Source organism: Simplicispira sp. 125, from assembly GCF_003096555.1.
Taxonomy (GTDB): Bacteria; Pseudomonadota; Gammaproteobacteria; order Burkholderiales; family Burkholderiaceae_C; genus Simplicispira.
Genome location: NZ_QEKM01000001.1, coordinates 3,904,607 through 3,926,481 on the forward strand (window position 1 = coordinate 3,904,607; position 21,875 = coordinate 3,926,481).

Below are 21,875 nucleotides of genomic sequence, written 5' to 3' on the forward strand. Positions count from 1 at the left end.
TTGATATGGCAGCACTGATTTGCGGTTCCCTGGCGTTTGACACCATCATGACCTTCGAAGGGCGATTTTCGGAGCAGATCCTGCCCGATCAGTTGCATATTCTGAATGTCTCGTTTCTGGTGCCCGCGCTGCGCCGGGACTTTGGCGGCTGTGCCGGCAACATTGCTTACAGTCTCCAGTTGTTGGGGGGGCAACCTGTACCCATGGCCATGCTGGGCAGTGATGGGGCCGAATATCTGCAGCGCCTGTCCCATCTGGGTATCAGTACCCGTTGCGTAGGCCAGGTCAATGACACCTACACCGCCCAGGCCATGATCATGACCGACCGCGATAACAACCAGATCACGGCGTTTCATCCTGGCGCGATGATGCAAGCCCATGCGAACCGTATCGACGCCAGCATGCCAGAAGTGCGCATTGGCATCATCGCTCCTGATGGGCGCGACGCCATGATCGAACACGCTGCGCAGTTCCAGGCGGCGGGCATTCCCTTTGTTTTCGATCCGGGGCAAGGTCTGCCCATGTTCTCGGGCGAGGAGCTCACCCGCTTTGTGGAGCAGGCGTCTTGGGTCACGGTCAATGATTACGAGGGCAAGATGCTGTGCGATCGCACAGGCCTCGATCTGGCCGCGCTTTCGCGCAAGGTGGAAGGCTTGGTGGTGACCCTCGGGGCGCAGGGTTGCGAGGTCTGGATCGAGGGAGTTCGGACCGAAGTGGCACCGGTTGTGCCCACCCAGATTGTCGACCCCACAGGCTGCGGTGACGCATGGCGTGGCGCTCTGCTCTTCGGCCTGGAGCGGGGCTGGCCCCTGGCGCGCTGTGCTGCGCTGGGTAACCGCCTGGGGGCTCTCAAAATTGCGGCGCGTGGACCACAGAACTACACGCTGGATTTCGATCCCGCATCGCTGATGGCCCAGGCATAAAAAAACCCGGTGCAGGGCACCGGGTTGTGATGCGCAGCCGGGGCTGCGTATCAGGGCTTTGAGCCCGTAGGGAAAGGCCACGCAGCCTGGGGGTTGAGCGTCGTCTGTGCCGCAGGAGCTGCTTTGGCTGCTGCAGGCTTCTTGGCCGGTGCCGCTTTCTTGGGAGCCGATGCCGCCTTTTTGGCTACAGGTTCTGCTGCTTTTTTTGCAGGTGCCGCGGTTTTGGCGGGTGCTACCTTCTTTGCAGGAACTGCTGCCTTTTTGGTGGGCGCAGCCTTTTTCGCGGGCGCGGCCTTCTTGGCCACTACGGCTTTCTTGGCAGGAGCCGCCTTCTTTGCAGGTGCCGCTTTCTTTGCCGCTACGACCTTCTTGGCTGGAGCTGCTTTCTTGGCGGGCGCCGCCTTTTTCGCTGGAGCTGCCTTCTTTGCCGCTACGGCTTTTTTGGCAGGTGCCGCGGCCTTCTTGGCGGGAGCGGCCTTGGGAGCGGTGGCCTTCGCTGCCGGTGCTGCGGCCTTTTTAGCGGGCGCAGCCTTCTTTGCCACTACCGCTTTCTTGGCGGGCGCAGCGGCTTTGGCTGGAGCCACTTTCTTTGCCGGTGCTGCTGCCTTCTTGGCGGGTGCAGCCTTCTTCACGGGAGCCGCCTTCTTGGCGGCGGGTTTCTTCGCAGTTGCCATCATTTTCTCCTTGGGTCAGTGAGCAAAGAGCACTCCACGCCTACATTGGGCAAGGAGCGATCCATGGAGATGGGCTTGTGCCCATTTCCATGAATACGGGGACGCTGTGCCCCAAGGCACGGACAGGTGCCAAGTGGGCGGAGCGTGGTGTGGTGTTGCATTGCGCGGGTGTGCTGCTACTGTGGCCAGGAGGCAATAGCGTGCCATCCCGTCAGCGCATGGGCTTTTCGTGCGCGACGGCCGTCGCAGCCGTGCCCGTGGATACCACGTGAAATGGCTGGGCTGTCTGTGGAGTCGATGGCGAGCTTCATATGGAAGTATGGGAAGGCCGGGCGCTAGTCCCAAGAGAGCGCGCCGCCCGACTGGTACTCGATCACGCGGGTTTCGAAGAAGTTGCGTTCCTTCTTCAGGTCAATCATTTCACTCATCCAGGGGAAGGGGTTTTCTTCGTTGGGGAAGAGGGTTTCCAGTCCGATCTGGGTGGCGCGGCGGTTGGCGATGTAGCGCAGGTAGCCCTTGAACATGGAAGCGTTCATACCCAACACGCCACGTGGCATGGTGTCTTCGGCGTATCTGTATTCAAGTTCTACGGCCTTGATGAACAAGGTCTTGATTTCTTCCTTGAATGCGGAAGTCCAGAGACTGGGATTCTCCAGCTTGAGCTGGTTGATCAGGTCGATGCCGAAGTTGCAGTGCATGGACTCGTCGCGCAGGATGTACTGGTACTGCTCGGCGGCGCCGGTCATCTTGTTTTGCCGACCCAGCGCCAGGATTTGCGTGAAGCCAACGTAGAAGAAAAGACCTTCCATCAGGCAGGCGAAAACGATCAACGATTTGAGCAGTGTCTGGTCGTTTTCGTGTGTGCCGGTGTGGAAGTGCGGGTCGCTGATGGCCTCGATGAACGGGATCAGGAATTCGTCCTTGTCACGGATCGACTGCACCTCGTTGTAGGCGTTGAAGATCTCGCCTTCGTCCAGACCCAGCGATTCGACAATGTACTGGTACGCGTGCGTGTGGATCGCTTCTTCAAAAGCCTGACGCAGCAGGAACTGACGGCATTCGGGCGCCGTGATGTGGCGGTAGGTGCCGAGCACGATGTTGTTGGCGGCCAGCGAGTCTGCGGTGACGAAGAAACCCAAATTGCGCTTGATGATGCGGCGTTCATCTTCGGTCAGACCATTCGGGTCTTTCCAGAGCGCGATGTCGCGCGTCATGTTGACTTCCTGCGGCATCCAGTGGTTGGCGCAGGTGGCAAGGTATTTCTCCCAGGCCCACTTGTATTTGAACGGCACCAGTTGATTGACGTCGGTCTTGCCGTTGATGATGCGTTTGTCGGCTGCGTTCACGCGCTGCGCACGCACTGCTCCTGATTCAGAAGCGGTGGAGGCTGCAGGCGCAGCTGCTGCGTGAGCGCTGATAGATGAATCGGCGAGCGATGCAGAGAGCGGCGCCGATGCCGCCAAGCGGTGTTCTTGCAGACCGCCGTCGAAAAATCTTTGCGATGAGGATGTGACTTTTTCGTCCCAGTTCAGCATGGTTTTTCCAGTGTTCGGATTATGGAAGCAGCGCTGCAAAATGAAAAGCGCCTATGTGCTGCGCTGCGCTGTTTTGTTGCTTGAAAACACATGTGAGGTCGCCGTTGTATAGCGACCTGTGTACGCAGTGCTACTGACAGGCTTCGCACGAGGGATCGTCGATGGCGCAGAAGCGCACATCGCTGGCGGGCAACGTCTCTTGTGGCGTGCCCGGTGATGCCATGGCGCTATCGTCGCGGCCCGATGCAACCGCGTTGAGCTGGCGCGTGTTGACCGTGCTCATCTCGACATGGGTCGCGCTTTGTGTGCGCAGGTAGTAGGTGGTTTTGAGGCCACGCAGCCATGCGAGCTTGTAGGTCTCGTCGAGCTTCTTGCCAGACGCGCCCGCCATGTAGATGTTCAGGCTCTGCGCCTGGTCGATCCATTTCTGGCGACGCGATGCGGCCTCGACAAGCCAGCGTGGTTCCACCTCGAAAGCGGTGGAGTACAGGGATTTGATCTCTTGTGGCACACGGTCGATGGCGTGCAGTGAGCCTTTGAAATGCTTGAGGTCCATGACCATCACGTCATCCCATATTCCCAGGCGTTTGAGATCGCTCACCAGCTTGTGGTTGATCACCGTAAATTCGCCTGAGAGGTTGGACTTCACGGAGAGGTTGCCAAAGCAGGGCTCGATGGAAGCGTCCACACCCACGATGTTGGAGATCGTGGCCGTCGGTGCGATGGCTACGCAGTTGGAATTGCGCATGCCGTCCTTTGTAATCTTGTGGCGTAGCGCGTCCCAGTCGAGGGTGACCGAGCGATCGACTTCCACATGCCCTCCGCGTGCCTGGGCCAGCAGATCCAGCGAGTCGAGCGGCAGAATGCCCCGTTCCCACAGTGAGCCGCGGTAGCTGGAATAGCAACCCCGCTCGGCTGCGAGATCGGTCGAGGCCCAGTAGGCGTAGTAGCAGATGGCTTCCATGGAGCGGTCGGCAAACTCCACGGCTTCCTCACTGGCGTAGGGAATGCGTAGCTCGTACAGCGCGTCCTGGAACGCCATGAGGCCCAGGCCTACCGGACGGTGGCGCAGATTGGCATCACGCGCCTTTTTCACCGCGTAGTAGTTGATGTCGATGACGTTGTCGAGCATGCGCATGGCAATGCCCACGGTGCGGCGCAGCTTGGCGTGATCGAGCGCCAGTTGGCCATCCGCGTTGCGGATCAGATGGTTGAGCAGGTTGACCGAACCGAGGTTGCAGACGGCCGTTTCGCTGTCGCTGGTGTTGAGCGTGATCTCGGTGCACAGGTTGCTCGAATGCACCACGCCCACATGCTGCTGTGGCGAGCGCACATTGCAGGCATCCTTGAAGGTGATCCAGGGGTGCCCAGTCTCGAACAGCATGGTCAGCATCTTGCGCCACAGGTCGGTCGCCTGGATGGTTTTGCTGGGCTTGATCTCGCCACGGGCGGCCTTCGCTTCATAGGCCACGTAGGCTGTTTCGAATGCGCTGCCGAACAGATCGTGCAGGTCGGGGACATCGGAGGGGGAGAACAGCGTCCACTGGCCTTTTTCCAGCACACGGCGCATGAACAGGTCGGGAATCCAGTTGGCCGTGTTCATGTCGTGCGTGCGCCTGCGGTCGTCGCCGGTGTTCTTGCGCAGCTCCAGAAACTCCTCGATGTCCAGGTGCCAGGTCTCCAGGTAGGCGCACACAGCGCCTTTGCGCTTGCCGCCCTGGTTCACCGCGACGGCCGTGTCATTCACCACCTTGAGGAAAGGCACCACGCCTTGCGATTCGCCGTTCGTACCCTTGATGTGGCTGCCCAAGGCGCGCACGCGCGTCCAGTCGTTGCCCAGACCGCCGGCGTACTTGGACAGCAAGGCGTTTTCCTTGATGGATTCGTAGATGCCATCAAGATCGTCAGGCACCGTTGTCAGGTAGCAGCTCGACAACTGGGAGCGCAGCGTGCCACTGTTGAACAAGGTGGGCGTGCTCGACATGAAGTCGAAGCGCGAGAGCACTTCATAAAATTCGATGGCGCGGGCTTCGCGGTCAATCTCGCCCAGCGCCAGCCCCATGGCCACACGCATGAAAAAGACCTGGGGCAGTTCAATGCGCGTCTTGCGCACGTGGAGGAAGTAGCGGTCATAGAGCGTTTGCAGGCCCAGGTAATCGAACTGCAGGTCGCGCCCGGCCTCAAGGGCCGCACCGAGGCGGGTCAGGTCGAACTGCAGCAGGCGTTCGTCAAGCAGCTGGTTCTCGACGCCTTTGCGGATGCATTGTGGAAAGTAGTCTGCATAGGCCTGCGCCATATCCCCTTGTGCCACTTCGCGGCCCAGCACTTCGCGGGAAATGGTGTGCAGCAGCAATCGGGCCGTGGCAAAGCTGTAGTCGGGGTCTTTCTCGATCAGCGTGCGTGCGGCCAGGATGGCGGCTTTGTGTACTTCTTCCAGCGGCACACCATCGTAGAGATTGCGCAGGGTTTCCTGCACGATGGGTTCAGCCTGGACATCAGTGCCCAGCCCCGCGCACGCGGACTCGATCAGGCCGCGCAAACGGTTCATGTCGAGTGCGACACGTTGGTCGCCATCGATGACATGCAGCGCCGGGGTGCTGGGCGCCTGGGTTTCGGCCTGGCGTGCGCGCTCCTGGGTGCGGCGTTCGCGGTACAGCACGTAGGCGCGAGCGACCTCGTGGTGTTCGCCGCGCATCAGGCACAGCTCCACCTGGTCTTGCACATCTTCAATGTGGAAGGTGCCGCCGCCCGGACGCGAACGCATGAGCGCGCGTACCACGGCCTGCGTGAGCTGATCCACCACCTCGCGCACGCTGGCCGAGGCTGCACCTTGGGTGCCGTGCACCGCCAGAAAGGCTTTCATCATGGCGACGGCAATCTTCTGCGGGACAAACGGCACCACGGCGCCGTTGCGCCGGAGGATCTGGTAGTGCGATAAGTCGGAGGCCGCCGCAGACAGGCGGGCTGGTGTGTGCGCCCCTGCAACAAGGGGCGCAATGGGCGTGGTGGAGATGGGGGTGGCAGCTTGCATGGCGTCCTCTCGTCGAAGGGGTGATAGAGGTCTCTGGCGCCCGAACAGGCCGCCGAAAGACGGGCGGTGAATTGATTGATGATAATCAATTTCACGCTATAGGTGATGTGAAATTCAAATTAATACACTATATGTAGTGTATTTTTGGGCTGGAGATCGTACTGGCTGGGTTGCCGCAGGGGCGCAGGAAAACCGCCCCTGCGAGGTGCGGGGACGGCGCGGACGCCTTGATTCAGGCGTCCTGCTGCTATTTTTTTGTAGGCCGGGGCGTATCAGCGCAGTGGCTGCAGGGTGTGGGCTGGGAAGCGGCGTGCATCCCACGCCAGCAGGCGCTGCAGTTGCGGCCACTGAAACCCTGGCCCTGGGTCGGCCTTGCGGCCGGGTGCGATGTGCTCGTGGCCTGCGATGTGGGCAATGGGATAGCGCTGTGCCAGGTCGGTACACAGCCGTGCCAGGGCGTTGTACTGGGCAGGTTCGAACGTTGCACCCTCCAGCCCTTCGAGCTCGATGCCGATCGAATCGTCGTTGCATTGGCTGCGTCCGCGGTATTGGGATGCCCCTGCATGCCAGGCGCGCTGGTCGCAATCGACAAACTGCCAGAGCGTGCCATCGCGCTCGATAAAGAAATGGGCTGAAACCTGCAGGCCCCGGATGCTCTGGTAGTAAGGGTGGGCGTCCCAGTCCAGGCGGTTCAGGAAAAGGTCTTGCACGGCCTGCCCGCCGTACTGGCCGGGCGGCAGGCTGATGGAATGCACCACGATCAGATCAATCTGCGCCTGTGCAGGTCGGGGGCCGTAGTTGGGCGAAGCCAAGTGCCGGGCGCTGCCGTGCCAGCCCTGCACCCAGACGGAAGGTGTCGGGGTTTCAGGATTCTGCGTCGGCGTTGTTGTCGTCATTGGGCGCGGTAATGTTCAGGCGCGCGATGCGGTAGCGGATCTGGCGCAGGCTGATGCCCAGTCGGGCCGCTGTGGCGGTGCGGTTGAAATGGGCTGCTTGCAGTGCGCGCACCAGAATGTCACGCTCCTGCTGGTCGAGCCAGGCCTGCAGGTCATGGGGAAGCTCGGCGGTGGTGGACGTGGGGGCCGGGTTGCCGGGGGTGATGGGGGGTGCTGCAGGGGTTGCATCGAAGGCGCGGTCGGCAGCCGACGGGCCTGCGGCTTCCACCGTGAGCACATCGCCTTCGCTCAGCGCCACGGCGCGGTGCAGCAGGTTCTCCAGCTCGCGCACATTGCCGGGCAGGGCGTGGGTGGTGATGGCGGCCAGCGCTTGCGGGGTGAGCTGGGGCACGGGGCCTCCCGACTCCAGCGCAATGCGCGCCAGCAAAGCCTCGCACAGAGCGGGTAGGTCTTCGCGTCGCTCGCGCAGCGGGGGGATGAAAATTTCGATGACGTTGAGCCGATAGTACAAATCCTGCCGGAATCGTCCCGTCTGCACGGCCGAGGCCAGGTCGTGGTGCGTGGCGCTGACGATGCGTACATCCACGGTTTCTTCCTGGGTGGAGCCCAGCGGGCGCACGCTGCGCTCCTGGATGGCGCGCAACAGCTTGGACTGCATGGCCAGTGGCAGGTCCCCGATTTCGTCCAGAAACAGAGTGCCGCCCTGCGCGGCCTGAAAGTACCCCTGGCGGTCTTGCGTCGCGCCTGTATAGGAGCCCTTGCGGGCGCCGAAAAATTCGGCTTCCAGCAAATTTTCAGGGATGGCGCCGCAGTTGACGGCCACCAGGGGGCCGCTGGCGCGCTGGCTGCTGGCATGCAGGGCGCGGGCGATCAGCTCCTTGCCCGTACCCGACTCGCCCCGGATGAGCACGGGCGCCATGCCACGCGCCACCTTGGCCACACGCTGTTTGACGTTGCGCATGGCCTCGGACTCTCCCACCAGGCGGGCCATCGACAGGCTGCAAGGGACTCCGGAGTCGGTGGCGCCGTCGCGGGCGGGGCTGCTGCGGGTGCTGCGCGGCGGGGGAACCGCATCGCCCCCTTGCACCGCAGAGGCCACGACAGAGCGGAACTGCTTGAGATCGACCGGTTTGGTGAGGTAGTCGAAGGCGCCTGAACGCAGGGCTTCCACGGCATTTTCTGCAGAGCCGTAGGCCGTCATCACCACGCAGCGCTCGCGCCGCTGCTGGTCGCGCAGATCTTGCAGCAGTTCCATGCCAAAACCGTCGGGCAGGCGCATATCGCTGATGACCACGTCAAAGCGTTTGGCCTGCAGTTGCTGGCGCGCCTCGAGCAAAGTCGCGGCGGTGTCGACGCGGTAGCCCTCGCGCAACAGGGTCAACTCGTACAGGGTGCGCAGGTCGGGTTCGTCGTCGACCACCAGGATGGAGGCCGCAGGGGCATTTAGGGACATATCAAACCACAATGGTGTCAAACAGGGAGGCCGACTCTTGCAGCCGCCCGACCTGGCGGAAGCTCACTGTGAAGGCATTGCCCTCGATGTCGCCCCGGGAGGTGGGGCGGCTGGTGCGCTGGTAGCTGATGGCGGCGCCATGCCGCTCACACAGTTCGCGGCAAATGTACAGGCCCAGGCCGCTGGATCGGCTTTCGGATGAAAAGAAGGGCTCGAACAGATGGCGCTCCACCGATTGGTCCATGGGCGCTCCATCGCTCCAGACCTGTACGCAGGCCTGGCCAGGGGCGCTGATGCGGGTACTCAGCTGTAACGCATCGGGCTCGCTACTCTTGTAGCGCAAGGCATTGTCGAGCAGGTTGACCAGCACACGGCGCAGGTGTTCGGTATCGAACTCCACGTGCACCTCGCCAGCCATGAGCGTCACACGGCCCTGGCGCTTGGCCGGATCGTGGCCGCTCCAGTCCTGCCAGATCTGTGCCACGGTGGAATCGAGCGTCAAGGTGGATGCCGGGGCGTGGCTGATCTGGTGCTGCACGCGCGCGATGTCAAGGATTTCCTCGGCAATGCGGGCCAGACGGTCGGCGTTTTGCTGCACCATCTGGCTCAAGCGTTTTTGTGCGGGTTGCTCCAGGTCTTCTTCCAACAGGGCATTGGCCTGCATGATGGCCGCCAGTGGATTGCGGATCTCGTGCGCCACGGCGGCCGACATGCGGCCCATGGCCGCCAGTTTTTCGGTGCGCAGACGCGCTTCCATCTCACGCAGATCGTGCAGGAACATCACACACAAACGGGCGCCCGGCACACCGGCAGCGCTTTGTTTTGGCGAGGTCAGCCAGGTGCGCACATGCAGGCCGACGGGGCTTCGTCCTTCATTCAGCAGGTTCAGGTCGGCGGTCTGGGGCTGGTCCAGGCGAAAGGAGCGGCGCGCCAGAGCCACCAGTGCCTGCCATGCTGCAGCCTGGTGCAATGTGAATGGAGGGTCCGAGCCGGACGGGCAGCCCAGCAGCGAAAGCCCCGCCGGGTTGGCCATGCGCACGGTGACTTCTTCGTCAACCACCAGCACGCCGTCCGTCAGGTTCTGGATGATCAGCGTGCTGACCTGGCTTTGCACCAGGGCCGCTACCTTGCTGCGCTGCGCTGTTTGCTGCTCGCGCACCAGCCGGGTCGAGAGCTGGTGTATCAGGAAGGAGGCGATGAAATAGCCGGTCCCGGTCAGCGCTGCCTGCAGATAGAGTTGCGCAGTATCCGTGTCGGGCCCGTGGTAACCCTGCCACCATGCCCAGGCCAGCAGCAGCAAAGTGGCGGCTGCCGTGGTGCCCAGCGCCAGGGTGAGCGTTCCCAGCACCGAGGCCATGAGGATGGGCAGGCCCAGCAGGGGCGTGAAGTTCATGGAGCCGATGTGCAGCAGTTGCAGCGCACTTACCGCCACCAGGTCCACGCCAATGGACGGCAGCCATTGCAGACCGGCCTGCGGAGAAGGCGGCGCCCGCCGCGCCAGCACGCGCAGGGCCAGCGTTGCGGCCAGGTACGCCACGCACACCATGAGCACCAACGGATGGGCGTTCTGGTTGATGACCTGGCCCACCCCTTGCAGCAGCAGCAGGGCCAGCGCGATCATGGTGCGGCCCGTCAGGAAACCGTGCCACAGGCGCAGAAAAGGGGTCTCATCCACCGCCAGGGGCCGCGCGGCCGTGCTGTTGCCGGGAGGTATGGTGTCAGCGTGCATCTTGCTGCTGGTGCTCGGCGCAGCAGTATGTGCGGGCGCCGTGTGTCAACGCTTCGGAGCGCGGCAGATGCACGCCGCAGCGGTCGCAGGCCACCATGTCCTGCGGTGCGGGCAGCGGCGGGCGTTTGCCCTGCGATGGCGGGGCGTCCGTGCGCTGGCTGCGCCAAAAAGCGTAGCCTATGGCGATGACGGCAAGGACCAGCAAGTATTTCATGCGCTGCGTCCCAGCACCACTTCCAGTGCAAAACGCGAACCCACATAAGCCAGCAGCAGCAGCGCAGCGCCCGTGTAGAGCATGCGCACGGCGCTGCGGCCACGCCAGCCAAAGCGCTTGCGTCCGAGCAGCAGTGCGGCAAAGGTCAGCCACGACAGCACCGAGAACACGGCCTTGTGGTCCCAGCGCCAGGCACGGCCATAGAGCGATTCGCTGAACAGCATGCCGGCCGCCAGTGTGGCGGTCAGCAGCACGAAGCCCGCGGTCACGAATCGGAAGGTCAGGCGCTCGAGCGTCAGCAAGGGCATGCCGCTGTGGGGATCGACCGCCAGGCGGATGCGCCGTTCGGCGCGCGTCATCAAGGCGGCATGCACCACGGCGGCGGCCAGCAGGCCATAGGCCGAGATGCCCAGCGCCAGGTGCAGCGGCAGCCAGGCCGAGGCCGTGCCATGCAGGGCCTGGCCCGGGAACGCCATTGCCAGCAACACAGCCAGGCTGCCCAGAGCAGCCAGCGCCCAGCGGGCCCGCAGCTGTGGGAACAACTGGTGTTCGATGGCATAGACCGTGAGAACCAGCCACGCAGTGACCGACAGGGCCGGGGCAAAACCGAAGCGCGGCGTCGTCTCCACCATGCTCCAGGCCAGGGTGGCGGCGTGCAATACCCAGGCGACCCACAGGGCTGCGCGGGCACCCCGGGCCTGCAGGCGGGCTGCTGCCACAGCCGGAACGGCATAGGCCAGAGCAGTGGCGAGCCCGAGCACCAGACTGACGGGGGAGCTACTAGCTAAAATCATGCTGCACAGTTTACCTTTCGCCCACGGCCCGCCCTTGGGCGCAACCCCCCTCCCGCAGCCCCGTTCGCGGGTCTACCCCGGAATACCTGACATGGCCTCCGCCCTTACCGACAAACTCTCGCGCCTCGTCAAGGAGATGCGTGGCCAGGCCCGCATCACCGAATCCAACGTACAGGACATGCTGCGCGAGGTGCGCATGGCCCTGCTCGAAGCCGACGTGGCCCTGCCCGTGGTGCGCGACTTCATCGCCCGCGTCAAGGAAAAGGCGCTGGGCGAAGAGGTGCTGGGCTCCCTCAAACCTGGGCAGATGCTGGTCAGCATCGTCAACCGCGAACTGGCCGCCACCATGGGCGAGGGCGTGTCCGACATCAATCTGGCGGCCCAGCCCCCGGCCGTGATCCTGATGGCGGGTTTGCAGGGCGCGGGCAAGACCACGACCACGGCCAAGCTGGCCAAGCACCTGATCACCAAGCGCAAGAAAAAGGTGCTGACCGTCTCCGGCGACGTGTACCGTCCCGCCGCCATCGAGCAGCTCAAGACCGTCACGGCCCAGGCCGGTGCAGAGTGGTTCCCGAGCACGCCCGACCAGAAGCCGCGCGACATTGCCCTGGCCGCGCTGGACTACGCCAAGAAACACTACTTTGATGTGCTGCTGGTCGACACTGCCGGTCGCCTGGCCATCGACGAAGTGCTGATGCAGGAAATCAAGGACCTGCACGCGGTGCTCAATCCGATCGAAACCCTGTTCGTGGTGGACGCCATGCAGGGCCAGGATGCCATCAACACCGCACGTGCCTTCAAGGAAGCACTGCCGCTGACCGGCATCGTTTTGACCAAGCTCGACGGTGATTCACGCGGCGGCGCTGCGCTGTCTGTGCGCCAGATCACCGGCGCACCGATCAAGTTTGCCGGCGTGTCCGAGAAGCTCGACGGCCTGGAGGTGTTCGACGCCGAGCGCCACGCGGGCCGCATTCTGGGCATGGGCGACATCGTTGCGCTGGTGGAGCAAGTGGCGGCCGGTGTGGACATGGAAGCCGCGCAAAAGCTCGCTGCCAAGGTCAAGAGTGGCGACGGCTTTGATCTGAGCGATTTTCTGGGCCAGTTGCAGCAAATGAAGCAGATGGGCGGGCTCGCCAGCCTCATGGACAAGCTGCCCTCTCAGCTCACCGCCAAGGCCGGTCAGGTGGACATGGACAAGGCCGAGAAAGACATCAAGCGCAAGGAAGGCATCATCCAAAGCATGACGCCGCTGGAGCGCCGTCGGCCCGAACTCATCAAGGCCACCCGCAAGAAACGCATCGCTGGCGGAGCGGGTGTGCAGGTGCAGGAAGTCAACCGCCTGCTCAAGGAGTTTGAGCAGATGCAGGGCATGATGAAAAAGATGAAGGGTGGCGGCCTGATGAAAATGATGAAAAAGATGGGCGGAATGAAAGGCATGGGGGGTGGCGGCGGTATGCCTGGCATGCCTTTCTGAGTTTTGGTATTTTTTGGCTGTAGCGCTTATGCAATAAGCGCTAAAAGCTATCAAAAACAAAGCAAAAAACCGGCAGAGTGCCGGTTTTTTTATAGGATGAATGCTCCTGAATCAGGAGCTGCTAGCGCTTGATGGTCAATATTTTTCAATAGAAAAGTACTTTAAAACCTTGTGTATCAAGCGCAAGCAGCTCTCATTTTTGATGGATTATCCCGTGGTTTCACGCACCAGCACCTCGCCGCGCAGGGTGTAGGTCTTGGCTTCGGTGATGGTGACGTCGGCCATCTGGCCCACCAGGCGAGGGTCTCCCGCGAAGTTGACCACGCGGTTGCACTCGGTGCGGCCCATGAGTTCGTTGCCGTCGCGCTTGGAACTGCCCTCGACCAGGATGCGCTGCACCTTGCCCACCAGGCCCTCGCTGATGTGCTTGATGTTGCCGTTGATGACGGCCTGCAGCTCGTGCAGGCGGCGCAGCTTGACCTCGTGCGGCGTGTCGTCGTGCAGGTTGGCGGCGGGCGTGCCCGGGCGCGGGCTGAAGATGAAGCTGAACGAGTTGTCGAAGTGGATGTCGTCGATCAGCTTCATCATCTTGGCGAAGTCTTCCTCGGTCTCGCCCGGAAAGCCCACGATGAAGTCGCTGCTCATGGCCAGATCCGGGCGGATGGCGCGCAGCTTTTTCACCGTGCTCTTGTATTCCATGGCGGTGTAGCCGCGCTTCATGGCCATGAGGATGCGGTCCGAGCCGTGCTGCACCGGCAGGTGCAGGTGGTTGGCCAGTTTTGGAATGCGCGCATAGGCCTCGATCAGCCGCGGCGTGAATTCGTTGGGGTGGCTGGTGGTAAAGCGCAGGCGTTCAATACCAGGGATTTCAGCCACGTATTCCAGCAGGAGCGCAAAGTCGGCCACCTCGCTGGTGTTGCCCATGGCGCCGCGGTATGCGTTCACGTTCTGGCCCAGCAGGGTGATTTCTTTCACGCCCTGGTCGGCCAGGCCCGCCACCTCGACCAGTACATCGTCGAAAGGGCGGTTGATCTCTTCGCCGCGCGTGTAGGGCACCACGCAGTAGCTGCAGTACTTGCTGCAGCCTTCCATGATGGAGACGAAGGCGCTGGCGCCTTCGACCCGCGCAGGCGGCAGGTGGTCAAACTTTTCGATCTCTGGAAAGCTGATGTCCACCTGCGGACGGTCTTGCTGCACCCGTGCCTGCAGCAGATCGGGCAGGCGGTGCAGGGTCTGGGGGCCGAAGACGATGTCCACATAGGGCGCGCGCTTGATGATTTCGGCTCCTTCCTGGCTGGCCACGCATCCGCCCACGCCGATCTTCACGCCGCGCTCCTTGAGGTGCTTGACGCGGCCCAGGTCGGAAAATACCTTCTCTTGCGCTTTCTCGCGCACCGAACAGGTGTTGAACAGGATGAGGTCCGCCTCATCGACGTTTTGCGTGGGTTCGTAGCCCTCGGCGGCACGCATGACGTCCACCATTTTGTCCGAGTCGTACTCGTTCATCTGGCAGCCGAAGGTTTTGATAAAGACTTTTTTGGCCATGGCAAGCTCTCAGAAAACAGGGGGTAGGCTGCATGCGCTGCGCCCGCCGCAGGGCGGGAGGCAGGCGCGCGGCAGCCGCCGGGTGCGCGGGGTCAGCGCACGGGGGTGGCGTCGGATTCGAAGCGGTAGTTGTGCTGCACGGCGTCGCTGCCCTTGCGCGGCTGTGCGGCTTCGCTGTTGCTCAGGATCCAGGCAGAAATCAGCATGCCCGTGCTGTTCTCGATGAGGTAGTTCACGGTGAACTGCTGGCCCTTGACCGTGTGCATCATCACCAGGGTGTTCTGCGGGCTGAACAGGCGCATGCCGGGTGCCATGCGGATGGCGTTGCCATTGATCTCGGCATCGGAGGCCCCGGTAATCACCAGCGAACCGCGCAGCGCCGCATCGGGGAAGTTGCGCATGCCACTCATCGAGCCCTGCACCGTACCTTGTGCGGCAGCAGGCGCGCTGGCCAGAGGGGCTGCGGCGCAGAGCACGGCCAGCAGGAGGGCCCCCAGACGGGGGCGAGAAGGGGAAAGTGCGGTCGGGCAGCGGTTCATGGTGTTCATCCAGGGGCTGTGAAAGCGCGATTTTACGGGCGCCTGCGTTGCGTGCACCCAAAGAAAAACCCACAGTGTTGCCACTGTGGGTTCAATATGGTGGTGGTACCGGGACTTGAACCTGGGACATCAGCATTATGAATGCTGCGCTCTAACCAACTGAGCTATACCACCGAAAAAATGGAATTATAGAACAAAAAAAACGGGCAACCAAAGCTCGGCTGCCAGGATTTTTAAAGATGCTGGAACTGCGCCTTGCGCTTGTTCACGAAAGCATCCATGCCTTCTTTCTGGTCGCTGGTGGCGAACAGGGCGTGGAACAGGCGGCGCTCGAACATCACGCCGTCGGACAGGCCGCTTTCGAACGCGCGGTTCACCGACTCCTTGGCCGCCATCACGGCGATCTGCGAAAAATCGGCAATGACCAGGGCGGCGCCCAGGGCTTCTTCCATCATTTTCTCGAAAGGCACGACGCGGCTGACCAGGCCTGCGCGTTCGGCCTCCGGGGCGTCCATCATGCGGCCAGTCAGGGCCATGTCCATGGCCTTGGCCTTGCCCACGGCGCGCGGCAGGCGCTGGGTGCCACCGGCGCCCGGAATCACGCCCAGCTTGATCTCGGGCTGGCCGAACTTGGCTGTGTCGGCAGCGATGATGAAGTCGCACATCATGGCCAGCTCGCAGCCGCCGCCCAGCGCAAAACCGCTCACGGCGGCGATGACGGGTTTGCGGATGCTGCGGATGGTTTCCCAGTTGCGCGTGATGTAGTCGCCTTTGTAGGCATCGGCAAAGCTGTATTTGGCCATGGCACCGATGTCGGCCCCGGCGGCAAAGGCGCGTTCGCTGCCGGTGATGATGATGCAGCCTATCTTGTCGTTCGCATCAAAGGCCTTGAGGGCCTGGCCCAGCTCGTCCATGAGCTGGTCGTTCAGCGCATTGAGCTGCTTGGGACGGTTGAGGGTGATGATGCCGACCTTTTCAGCTTCGGTGCGGACTTCAATGACTTCGTAGGCCATGGCGTTCTCCTGTTGCAATTAAAAATAAAACGATAACCAAGGCCCCGGCAGTGCGGGGCCGATCAAAGACCATCGAGCCAGCGCGTGGCGCGGGCTGCGTCGGTGATGCTGAGCGACACGGTGTCGGCCATGGCGGGCTGTGCGGCGCTCTTGCGGCCTTTGCTGCTCTTGGCGGGCGGATGGGCCAGCGTCAGGGGCAGTCGCAGCAGGCGCCGGTCGCGGGCGACCAGGGCCGTGACGGCCGTCTCTGCCCCGGCATACAGCGCGATGTCGTCGAGCTTGGCAATGCGCCAGCCTTGGCCCTGCACTTCGATGCCGATCCATTCATCGCCGGCGGCCATGCCGGCGCGCTCGGCTAGGCTGCCGCGCAGCACGGTTTTGATCTGCACTGCCGCGTTTTCTGTCACGCGCAGGCCCAGGCGCTGGGCGGGCTGGGCGGCTTCGGGTTTGAGCGTGATGCCCTGGGCCGCCAGCAGCGCCTCCAGCGGCAGTTCGCCGGTGCCGTGCACCCAGGCGTCGATCTCCGTGTCAAAGGGGCGGCCGCCCAGTTCGTGTAGCACGGCGCGCAGGGTGGCTTCGTCCATGGGGCCGCCCGCGCAGCGCTGCCACAAGGCGCGCATCACATCGTCCAGCGTGCAATGGCCCTCGGCGCGCAGCGCAAGGTCCAGGCACAGGGCGACGAGTGCGCCCTTGGTGTAGTAACTGACGGTGGCGTTGGGGGTGTTCTCGTCCTGGCGGTAGAACTTGACCCAGGCGTCAAAGCTGGCCTGGGCCACGGTCTGCAGCGTGCGGCCCGGCGTTTGCAGCACCTGCTGGATGGTTTTGGTCAGCAGCTTGAGGTAGCTGGCAGGGTCGATGAGCCCGGCCCGGCGCAGCAGCAGATCGTCGTAATAGCTGGTGAAGCCTTCAAAAAACCAGAGCAGCTGTGTGTAGTTCTCCTGCGCGTAGTCATAGCGGGTGAACTCTGCGGGGCGCAGGCGCTTGACGTTCCAGGCGTGGAAGTACTCGTGGCTGATGAGGCCGAGCAGGGTGGTGTAGCCCTCGCCCACCGCAGGCGCGGTGCTGCGCGGCAGGTCGCGCCGGGCGCAGATCAGGGCCGTGGAGTTGCGGTGCTCCAGCCCGCCATAGCCGTCATCGACCACGTTGAGCATGAACAGGTAATTTTTGAACGGCGGCTTGCCCTCGCCGTGCCAGAGGCGGATGGCGGCCTCGCAGATTTTGCGCGTGTCGGCCAGCAGCCGCTTGCCGTCAAAAGACGCTGCGGCGCCTGCCACCACAAAGCGGTGCGGCACGCCACCGGCAGTGAAACGCGCGCTCCAGAAGGCGCCCATTTCCACCGGGCAGTCGGCCAGTGTGTCGTAGTCGTCGGCACGGTAGCGGCCAAACCCCCAGGCATCCACTTTTAAAGGAAAAAGGGCTGTAGCGCACGACCACTGTGCGCTGGTAGCTATATTTTCAGGAGTTAAAATGTCAATGGTGCAGGGCTGTTCGGTGTGTCCCTCGGCGCGCAGGCACAGGCTGGTGGCATTGAAGAAGCCGCGCGCAGCGTCCAGCCAGGCGGTGCGTACCGAGGCGTCGCAGGCATACACCTCGTAGTGCAGCACCAGCGGCTTGCCGGGCTGGCACGTCGCCATCCAGCGGTGCTTGTCCAGTTGCTGCAGCGCCAGCGCCTGCCTGCCCTGGCGGGCCTGCAGGTTCTGCAGATTTTTGGAGAATTCGCGCACCAGGTAGCTTCCCGGTATCCAGACAGGCAGCGCCAGTTCCTGCTGCGCTGCAGGGCGGGCCACGGTCAGCGTGACGTGGAAAAGGTGCTGGTGTGGGTCGGGCGCTTCGATGCGGTAGTGCACCGCAGCAGCGGCGGTGGAGCGTGCGTTGGCCATGGGCGGTGCGGGCGCGGGGTGTCAGTTGCTGGCGGCGGACTCGCCCAGGCGTTTTTCGACGTCCTTGGCCGGGATGGCGCCGGGCACGCGGCTGCCATCGGCAAAAATCAGCGTGGGCGTGCCCGTAATTTTGTATTTTTTACCGAAAGCCAGATTGCGTTGCAGTGCGCTGGTGTCGCAGGTGGCGGCGGCCGGGGTCTTGTCGCGCACCATGTAGTCCTCCCACGCGGTCGTACGGTCTTTGGCACACCAGATGTTGCGCGATTTCTCGGCCGAGTCGGGACTGAGGATGGGGTAGAGGAACAGGTAGACGGTGACGTTGTCCACGTTCTGCATGTCGCGCTCGAAGCGCTTGCAGTAGCCGCAGTTGGGGTCTTCAAACACCGCCACCTTGCGCTTGCCGTCACCGCGCACGATGGTGAAGGCGTCCTTGAACGGCAGCGCTGCAAAATCCACCGCCGAGAGCTTGTTGATGCGGTCTTCCGTCAGGTTGCGGCGCGCCCGGGTATCGATCAGCTCCCCCTGGATCAGGTAGTTGCCCTTGGCGTCGGTGTAGAAAATGTCCGTACCGATGCGCACTTCGTACAGGCCCGACATGGCCGTAGGCTGTACCTCGTCGATCTTTTCCATTTGCGGAATACGCTCGGCCAGTGTCTTGCGGATGGCGGCTTCCTGGGCGGTGGCGGAAAAACCCAGGGTCAGTGCGGCGGCGGCGAGCAGGGAGGGGATCAGTTGCATGGTTTTATTCAAAGGTTCAAGGGGCGGCGTAAGGGTGTTGCGCCGTTGGAGTGCATTGCCTTCAGCGCGTTCCCATGGCCTGGTGGGCCATCCAGTCTTTCAGAGGGCCGCTGTGGTCAAAGCCTTTCATGCCCCAGTTGCGTAGCATCTGCCAAGGGCCCTGCGGGCGTGAAAAAAGCTGGTGCAACCCATCGGTGGCCAGGCCCATGGGCGCCAGGGCCGTCTTGCGCTGGCGCTCGTAGCGGCGCAGCAGGCGCAGGTCAGACACGCTGCGCCAGGCATCGCGCCCGCCTAGCACCTGGGCCAGCGCTTGGGCGTCGCCCAGGCCCAGGTTGAGGCCCTGGCCCGTCAGCGGGTGTACGTTGTGTGCGGCGTCGCCCGCCAGCACCCACGCGGCTGCAGGGTTGGTCGGCAGGGTGCCGCACCAGTGGCGCGCCTGGGCCTGCTGCAGCGGCCAGGTGGCGCGCTCGCTGGCCAGCGTCAAGGCGCCCAGCGCATCTTGGCTGGCCGCCTGCATACGCTGCGCAAAGGTATCGGCCTCCAGGGCCAGCAGTTCGGCAGCCAGCGGCGGCGCTACAGACCAGACGACCGCCACGGTGCTGCCGCCTTCGCCCTCCAGGGGCAGAAAGGCGAGGATGCTGCCGTCCGGCGAAAACCATTGCCGGGCCACCTGGCCGTGCGGTTTTTCGCAAGCCATGCGCGCGGCAATGGCGTGCTGGGGGTAGGGCGTGATGTCGAACTCGGCGCCCAGTTCGCTGCGGGTGCGGCTGGCACGGCCCTCGCACACCACGGTGAGCGCGGCCGGCACGGGGGCCTGCACCAGTTCCACCTGCGGCTGAAAGCGCACGGCGTCCTGCAGGCGGGCCTCCAGCGCGGGCACATCGACAATCCAGGCCAGGGCCGGTACGCCCTGGGCCGCGGCGTCAAAGTGCACCTCGCCCTCCTGGTCACCCCGCACCCGCATGTGCGTGACCGGCGTGGCGTGCACGGCGTCGGGCCAGCTGCGCAGCGATTCCAGCAGCGCGCGCGAGGCCGCGTTCAAGGCATAGGCCCGCACATCGGCTGCCTCTGGTGCCGGTGCGGTGTTGGCGACGAGGGCCACGTTCAGCCGCTCGCGGGCCAGTAGCAGTGCCAGGGTGCGGCCGACTACGCCCGCGCCACGGATACAGATGTCAAAGGATTGCGCCATCCGGGCATTGTAGGAGGCCCGCCCCTGAGGGTTATGCTTGCAGGCTTTGTCCCTGTGTGCGATGGAAACCCCCTGCCGTGGCCTTCAATAGCAACGCTGATCTCTCGGGCGCCGTGGCGCGCCTTTTCATCTATCCCGTCAAGTCCTGCGCGGGCATCGAGGTGCATGAGGCCCTGCTGACCGAAACCGGCCTGGAGTTCGACCGCGCCTGGATGCTGGTGGATGAACAGGGCGCGTTTCTCACACAGCGCGCCGTGCCCCGCATGGCGCTGATCCGGCCCCGCATTGCGCGCGACCAAGGGGCGCTGCTGTTGCAGGCTCCCGGTCTGGGTGAATTGCGCGTGCCCCTGGCAACCGATGTGGCCCCGCCGCACACCCCGGTGGTGGTCTGGAAAGACACCGTGCCGGCCTGGGACATGGGCGACGAAGCCGCCCGCTGGTTGACCGCCTTTTTGGGCCAACCCTGCCGCCTGGTGCGCTTCGATCCGGCGCAGCGGCGCCTGTCCAGCACCGACTGGACCAGCGGGCGCGCGGTGCCCAACCAGTTCAGCGACGGTTTTCCCCTTCTGCTGACCAGCACGGCCTCGCTGCAGGAACTCAACACACGCCTGCAAGCCGCAGGCCAGCCCGCGGTGGGCATGGAACGCTTTCGGCCCAATGTGGTCATCGACGGCGTGCAGGCGCACGATGAAGACCGTCTGGAGCTGCTGCGCATTGACGTCGGCGCTGCCCAAGTGCAGCTGCAGCCGGTCAAGCCCTGTGCGCGCTGCCCCATTCCCAATATCGACCCGGCCACGGCTGAGAGCAGCCCCGCCGTGGGCGACATGCTGCGCAGCTACCGCCAGGACAGGCGGCTGGGTGGCGCTGTCACTTTTGGCATGAACGCCATCGTGTGCCAGGGAGCCGGCCAGGTGCTGCGCGTGGGGCAGGCCGTTGCGGCCGACCTGTGCTTTGACTGAAACGGGCCATCGCTGAAGTCTATCGGGTGGTCTTTGTTTGCGCGGCTTAAAATCAACGGTTTGTCCCCAGAACACCTGAAAGCCCTGCCATGAGCCTCCAATGCGGCATCGTGGGCCTGCCCAACGTCGGCAAGTCCACCCTCTTCAACGCGCTGACCAAGGCCGGCATCGCCGCCGAGAACTATCCCTTCTGCACCATCGAGCCCAACACCGGCGTGGTCGAGGTGCCTGATCCGCGCCTGCAGCAACTGGCCGAAATCATCACGCCCGAGCGCATCGTGCCGGCCATCGTCGAGTTTGTGGACATCGCCGGCCTAGTGGCCGGTGCCAGCAAGGGCGAAGGCCTGGGCAACCAGTTTCTGGCCCATATCCGCGAGACGGACGCCATCGTCAATGTGGTGCGCTGCTTCGAGGACGACAACGTGATCCACGTGGCGGGCCGCGTGGACCCAATCTCCGATATCGAAGTCATCCAGACCGAGCTGTGCCTGGCCGACCTGAGCACGGTAGAGAAAGCGCTCAACCGCTACAGCAAGGCCGCCAAGAGCGGTAACGACAAGGAAGCCGCCAAGATCGTCGCTTTGCTTACCCCCATCCAGGCAGCGCTCGACCAGGGGCTGCCTGCGCGCAGTGTGCCGGTCAGCAAGGAGGACCTGCCCCTGCTCAAGCCGTTCTGCCTCATCACGGCCAAGCCCGCGATGTTCGTGGGCAATGTGAGCGAAGATGGCTTCGAAAACAACCCGCTGCTGGAACGCCTGAAGGAGTACGCGGCTGCGCAGAATGCCCCTGTGGTCGCCATTTGCGCCAAGATGGAGGCCGAAATGGCCGAAATGAGCGATGAAGACCGCGACATGTTCCTGGCCGAGATGGGGCAGGACGAGCCGGGCCTGAACCGCCTGATCCGCGCTGGTTACAAGCTGCTGGGGCTGCAGACCTATTTCACTGCCGGGGTGAAGGAAGTGCGTGCCTGGACTATCCACGTGGGCGACACTGCGCCGCAAGCCGCTGGCGTGATCCATGGCGACTTCGAGCGGGGCTTCATCCGCGCCCAGACCATCGCTTTCGATGATTTCATTCACTACAAGGGCGAGCAGGGCTCCAAAGATGCAGGCAAGATGCGCGCTGAAGGCAAGGAATACATCGTGCGCGATGGCGATGTGCTGAACTTCCTGTTCAACGTCTAAACAGGAAGAGTTGTTTTTCAGGGTTCGCCAACGTTCGCAGGTGTTGGCTAACCTACTGAAAAATATAGGGAATTTGTTCGCCAGTGAACTAGAGCGTTCGGGGGC

At 63.4% G+C, this 21,875-nt stretch carries 18 protein-coding genes and 1 tRNA gene; 4 read left to right on the forward strand and 15 right to left on the reverse strand.

The window, feature by feature from the left end; genetic code table 11:
- Positions 1–5: 5 nt before the first annotated feature.
- A complete protein-coding gene (locus C8D04_RS18240; protein ID WP_116005909.1) occupies positions 6–923 on the forward strand; it encodes a carbohydrate kinase family protein in 918 nt (305 codons plus the stop codon).
- A 50-nt stretch (positions 924–973) separates the two neighbouring features.
- Here C8D04_RS18240 and C8D04_RS18245 read toward each other — a convergent pair whose 3' ends face one another.
- The 8 genes from C8D04_RS18245 to ccsA form a co-directional block, all read right to left on the reverse strand.
- Positions 974–1,597: a histone gene (locus tag C8D04_RS18245; RefSeq protein WP_116005910.1), complete on the reverse strand. Its 624-nt coding sequence runs from the start codon at positions 1,595–1,597 to the stop codon at positions 974–976.
- A 335-nt stretch (positions 1,598–1,932) separates the two neighbouring features.
- Complete coding sequence (locus C8D04_RS18250) at positions 1,933–3,132, reverse strand: ribonucleotide-diphosphate reductase subunit beta (RefSeq protein ID WP_116002977.1); 1,200 nt, start codon at positions 3,130–3,132, stop codon at positions 1,933–1,935.
- A gap of 130 nt (positions 3,133–3,262) precedes the next feature.
- Positions 3,263–6,163 carry a ribonucleoside-diphosphate reductase subunit alpha gene (locus tag C8D04_RS18255; RefSeq protein ID WP_116002978.1) on the reverse strand — a complete coding sequence of 967 codons (2,901 nt, stop codon included), beginning with the start codon at positions 6,161–6,163 and terminating at the stop codon, positions 3,263–3,265.
- Positions 6,164–6,435: 272 nt separating this feature from the next.
- Complete coding sequence (gene ampD, locus C8D04_RS18260) at positions 6,436–7,059, reverse strand: 1,6-anhydro-N-acetylmuramyl-L-alanine amidase AmpD (protein WP_116002979.1); 624 nt, start codon at positions 7,057–7,059, stop codon at positions 6,436–6,438.
- Positions 7,028–8,512 (reverse strand): sigma-54 dependent transcriptional regulator, encoded by a 1,485-nt coding sequence (locus tag C8D04_RS18265; protein ID WP_116002980.1) that lies wholly within the window; start codon positions 8,510–8,512, stop codon positions 7,028–7,030. The genes ampD and C8D04_RS18265 overlap by 32 nt, the downstream gene beginning before the upstream one ends.
- Before the next feature lies 1 nt (position 8,513).
- The gene (locus tag C8D04_RS18270) at positions 8,514–10,241 is read right to left on the reverse strand and encodes a PAS domain-containing sensor histidine kinase (RefSeq protein WP_116002981.1); all 1,728 of its coding nucleotides are present in this window, start codon (positions 10,239–10,241) and stop codon (positions 8,514–8,516) included.
- On the reverse strand, positions 10,231–10,455 hold the full coding sequence (locus C8D04_RS18275; protein WP_116002982.1) for a PP0621 family protein: 225 nt from the start codon (positions 10,453–10,455) through the stop codon (positions 10,231–10,233). Before C8D04_RS18275 ends, C8D04_RS18270 begins: the two co-directional genes overlap by 11 nt.
- A complete protein-coding gene (ccsA, locus tag C8D04_RS18280) occupies positions 10,452–11,249 on the reverse strand; it encodes a cytochrome c biogenesis protein CcsA (protein WP_116002983.1) in 798 nt (265 codons plus the stop codon). The genes C8D04_RS18275 and ccsA overlap by 4 nt, the downstream gene beginning before the upstream one ends.
- Before the next feature lie 91 nt (positions 11,250–11,340).
- Between ccsA and ffh the strand changes: the two genes are divergently transcribed.
- Positions 11,341–12,723: a signal recognition particle protein gene (gene ffh / locus C8D04_RS18285; RefSeq protein ID WP_116002984.1), complete on the forward strand. Its 1,383-nt coding sequence runs from the start codon at positions 11,341–11,343 to the stop codon at positions 12,721–12,723.
- Positions 12,724–12,930: 207 nt separating this feature from the next.
- On the opposite strand, the gene miaB is transcribed toward ffh, so the two are convergent.
- The 7 genes from miaB to C8D04_RS18320 all read right to left on the reverse strand — a co-directional run bounded on the left by miaB (position 12,931) and on the right by C8D04_RS18320 (position 19,627).
- On the reverse strand, positions 12,931–14,268 hold the full coding sequence (gene miaB / locus C8D04_RS18290) for a tRNA (N6-isopentenyl adenosine(37)-C2)-methylthiotransferase MiaB (protein WP_116002985.1): 1,338 nt from the start codon (positions 14,266–14,268) through the stop codon (positions 12,931–12,933).
- A 92-nt stretch (positions 14,269–14,360) separates the two neighbouring features.
- A complete protein-coding gene (locus tag C8D04_RS18295; protein WP_116005911.1) occupies positions 14,361–14,807 on the reverse strand; it encodes a hypothetical protein in 447 nt (148 codons plus the stop codon).
- A 97-nt stretch (positions 14,808–14,904) separates the two neighbouring features.
- Positions 14,905–14,981: transfer RNA gene (locus tag C8D04_RS18300), tRNA-Met, on the reverse strand.
- A gap of 59 nt (positions 14,982–15,040) precedes the next feature.
- Complete coding sequence (locus C8D04_RS18305) at positions 15,041–15,820, reverse strand: enoyl-CoA hydratase (protein ID WP_116002986.1); 780 nt, start codon at positions 15,818–15,820, stop codon at positions 15,041–15,043.
- Between the two features lie 62 nt (positions 15,821–15,882).
- Entirely contained in the window at positions 15,883–17,700 is a 1,818-nt protein-coding gene (locus tag C8D04_RS18310) for a M61 family metallopeptidase (protein ID WP_116002987.1), read from the reverse strand.
- 21 nt (positions 17,701–17,721) lie between these two features.
- The gene (locus C8D04_RS18315) at positions 17,722–18,438 is read right to left on the reverse strand and encodes a DsbC family protein (protein ID WP_116002988.1); all 717 of its coding nucleotides are present in this window, start codon (positions 18,436–18,438) and stop codon (positions 17,722–17,724) included.
- Positions 18,439–18,499: 61 nt separating this feature from the next.
- Positions 18,500–19,627: an FAD-dependent monooxygenase gene (locus C8D04_RS18320; RefSeq protein WP_116002989.1), complete on the reverse strand. Its 1,128-nt coding sequence runs from the start codon at positions 19,625–19,627 to the stop codon at positions 18,500–18,502.
- 77 nt (positions 19,628–19,704) lie between these two features.
- Between C8D04_RS18320 and C8D04_RS18325 the strand changes: the two genes are divergently transcribed.
- Positions 19,705–20,586, forward strand: a complete 882-nt coding sequence (locus C8D04_RS18325; RefSeq protein WP_116002990.1) for an MOSC N-terminal beta barrel domain-containing protein — start codon at positions 19,705–19,707, stop codon at positions 20,584–20,586.
- Between the two features lie 89 nt (positions 20,587–20,675).
- Positions 20,676–21,770: a redox-regulated ATPase YchF gene (gene ychF / locus C8D04_RS18330; RefSeq protein ID WP_116002991.1), complete on the forward strand. Its 1,095-nt coding sequence runs from the start codon at positions 20,676–20,678 to the stop codon at positions 21,768–21,770.
- Positions 21,771–21,875 lie beyond the last annotated feature (105 nt).

Bases quoted from the DNA above. Each gene is read 5' to 3' on its own strand.
- C8D04_RS18240 (WP_116005909.1), top strand. From the start codon at position 6: ATGGCAGCACTGATTTGCGGTTCCCTGGCGTTTGACACCATCATGACC.
- C8D04_RS18245 (WP_116005910.1), bottom strand. From the start codon at position 1,597: ATGGCAACTGCGAAGAAACCCGCCGCCAAGAAGGCGGCTCCCGTGAAG.
- C8D04_RS18250 (WP_116002977.1), bottom strand. From the start codon at position 3,132: ATGCTGAACTGGGACGAAAAAGTCACATCCTCATCGCAAAGATTTTTC.
- C8D04_RS18255 (WP_116002978.1), bottom strand. From the start codon at position 6,163: ATGCAAGCTGCCACCCCCATCTCCACCACGCCCATTGCGCCCCTTGTT.
- ampD (WP_116002979.1), bottom strand. From the start codon at position 7,059: ATGACGACAACAACGCCGACGCAGAATCCTGAAACCCCGACACCTTCC.
- C8D04_RS18265 (WP_116002980.1), bottom strand. From the start codon at position 8,512: ATGTCCCTAAATGCCCCTGCGGCCTCCATCCTGGTGGTCGACGACGAA.
- C8D04_RS18270 (WP_116002981.1), bottom strand. From the start codon at position 10,241: ATGCACGCTGACACCATACCTCCCGGCAACAGCACGGCCGCGCGGCCC.
- C8D04_RS18275 (WP_116002982.1), bottom strand. From the start codon at position 10,455: ATGAAATACTTGCTGGTCCTTGCCGTCATCGCCATAGGCTACGCTTTT.
- ccsA (WP_116002983.1), bottom strand. From the start codon at position 11,249: ATGATTTTAGCTAGTAGCTCCCCCGTCAGTCTGGTGCTCGGGCTCGCC.
- ffh (WP_116002984.1), top strand. From the start codon at position 11,341: ATGGCCTCCGCCCTTACCGACAAACTCTCGCGCCTCGTCAAGGAGATG.
- miaB (WP_116002985.1), bottom strand. From the start codon at position 14,268: ATGGCCAAAAAAGTCTTTATCAAAACCTTCGGCTGCCAGATGAACGAG.
- C8D04_RS18295 (WP_116005911.1), bottom strand. From the start codon at position 14,807: ATGAACCGCTGCCCGACCGCACTTTCCCCTTCTCGCCCCCGTCTGGGG.
- C8D04_RS18305 (WP_116002986.1), bottom strand. From the start codon at position 15,820: ATGGCCTACGAAGTCATTGAAGTCCGCACCGAAGCTGAAAAGGTCGGC.
- C8D04_RS18310 (WP_116002987.1), bottom strand. From the start codon at position 17,700: ATGGCCAACGCACGCTCCACCGCCGCTGCTGCGGTGCACTACCGCATC.
- C8D04_RS18315 (WP_116002988.1), bottom strand. From the start codon at position 18,438: ATGCAACTGATCCCCTCCCTGCTCGCCGCCGCCGCACTGACCCTGGGT.
- C8D04_RS18320 (WP_116002989.1), bottom strand. From the start codon at position 19,627: ATGGCGCAATCCTTTGACATCTGTATCCGTGGCGCGGGCGTAGTCGGC.
- ychF (WP_116002991.1), top strand. From the start codon at position 20,676: ATGAGCCTCCAATGCGGCATCGTGGGCCTGCCCAACGTCGGCAAGTCC.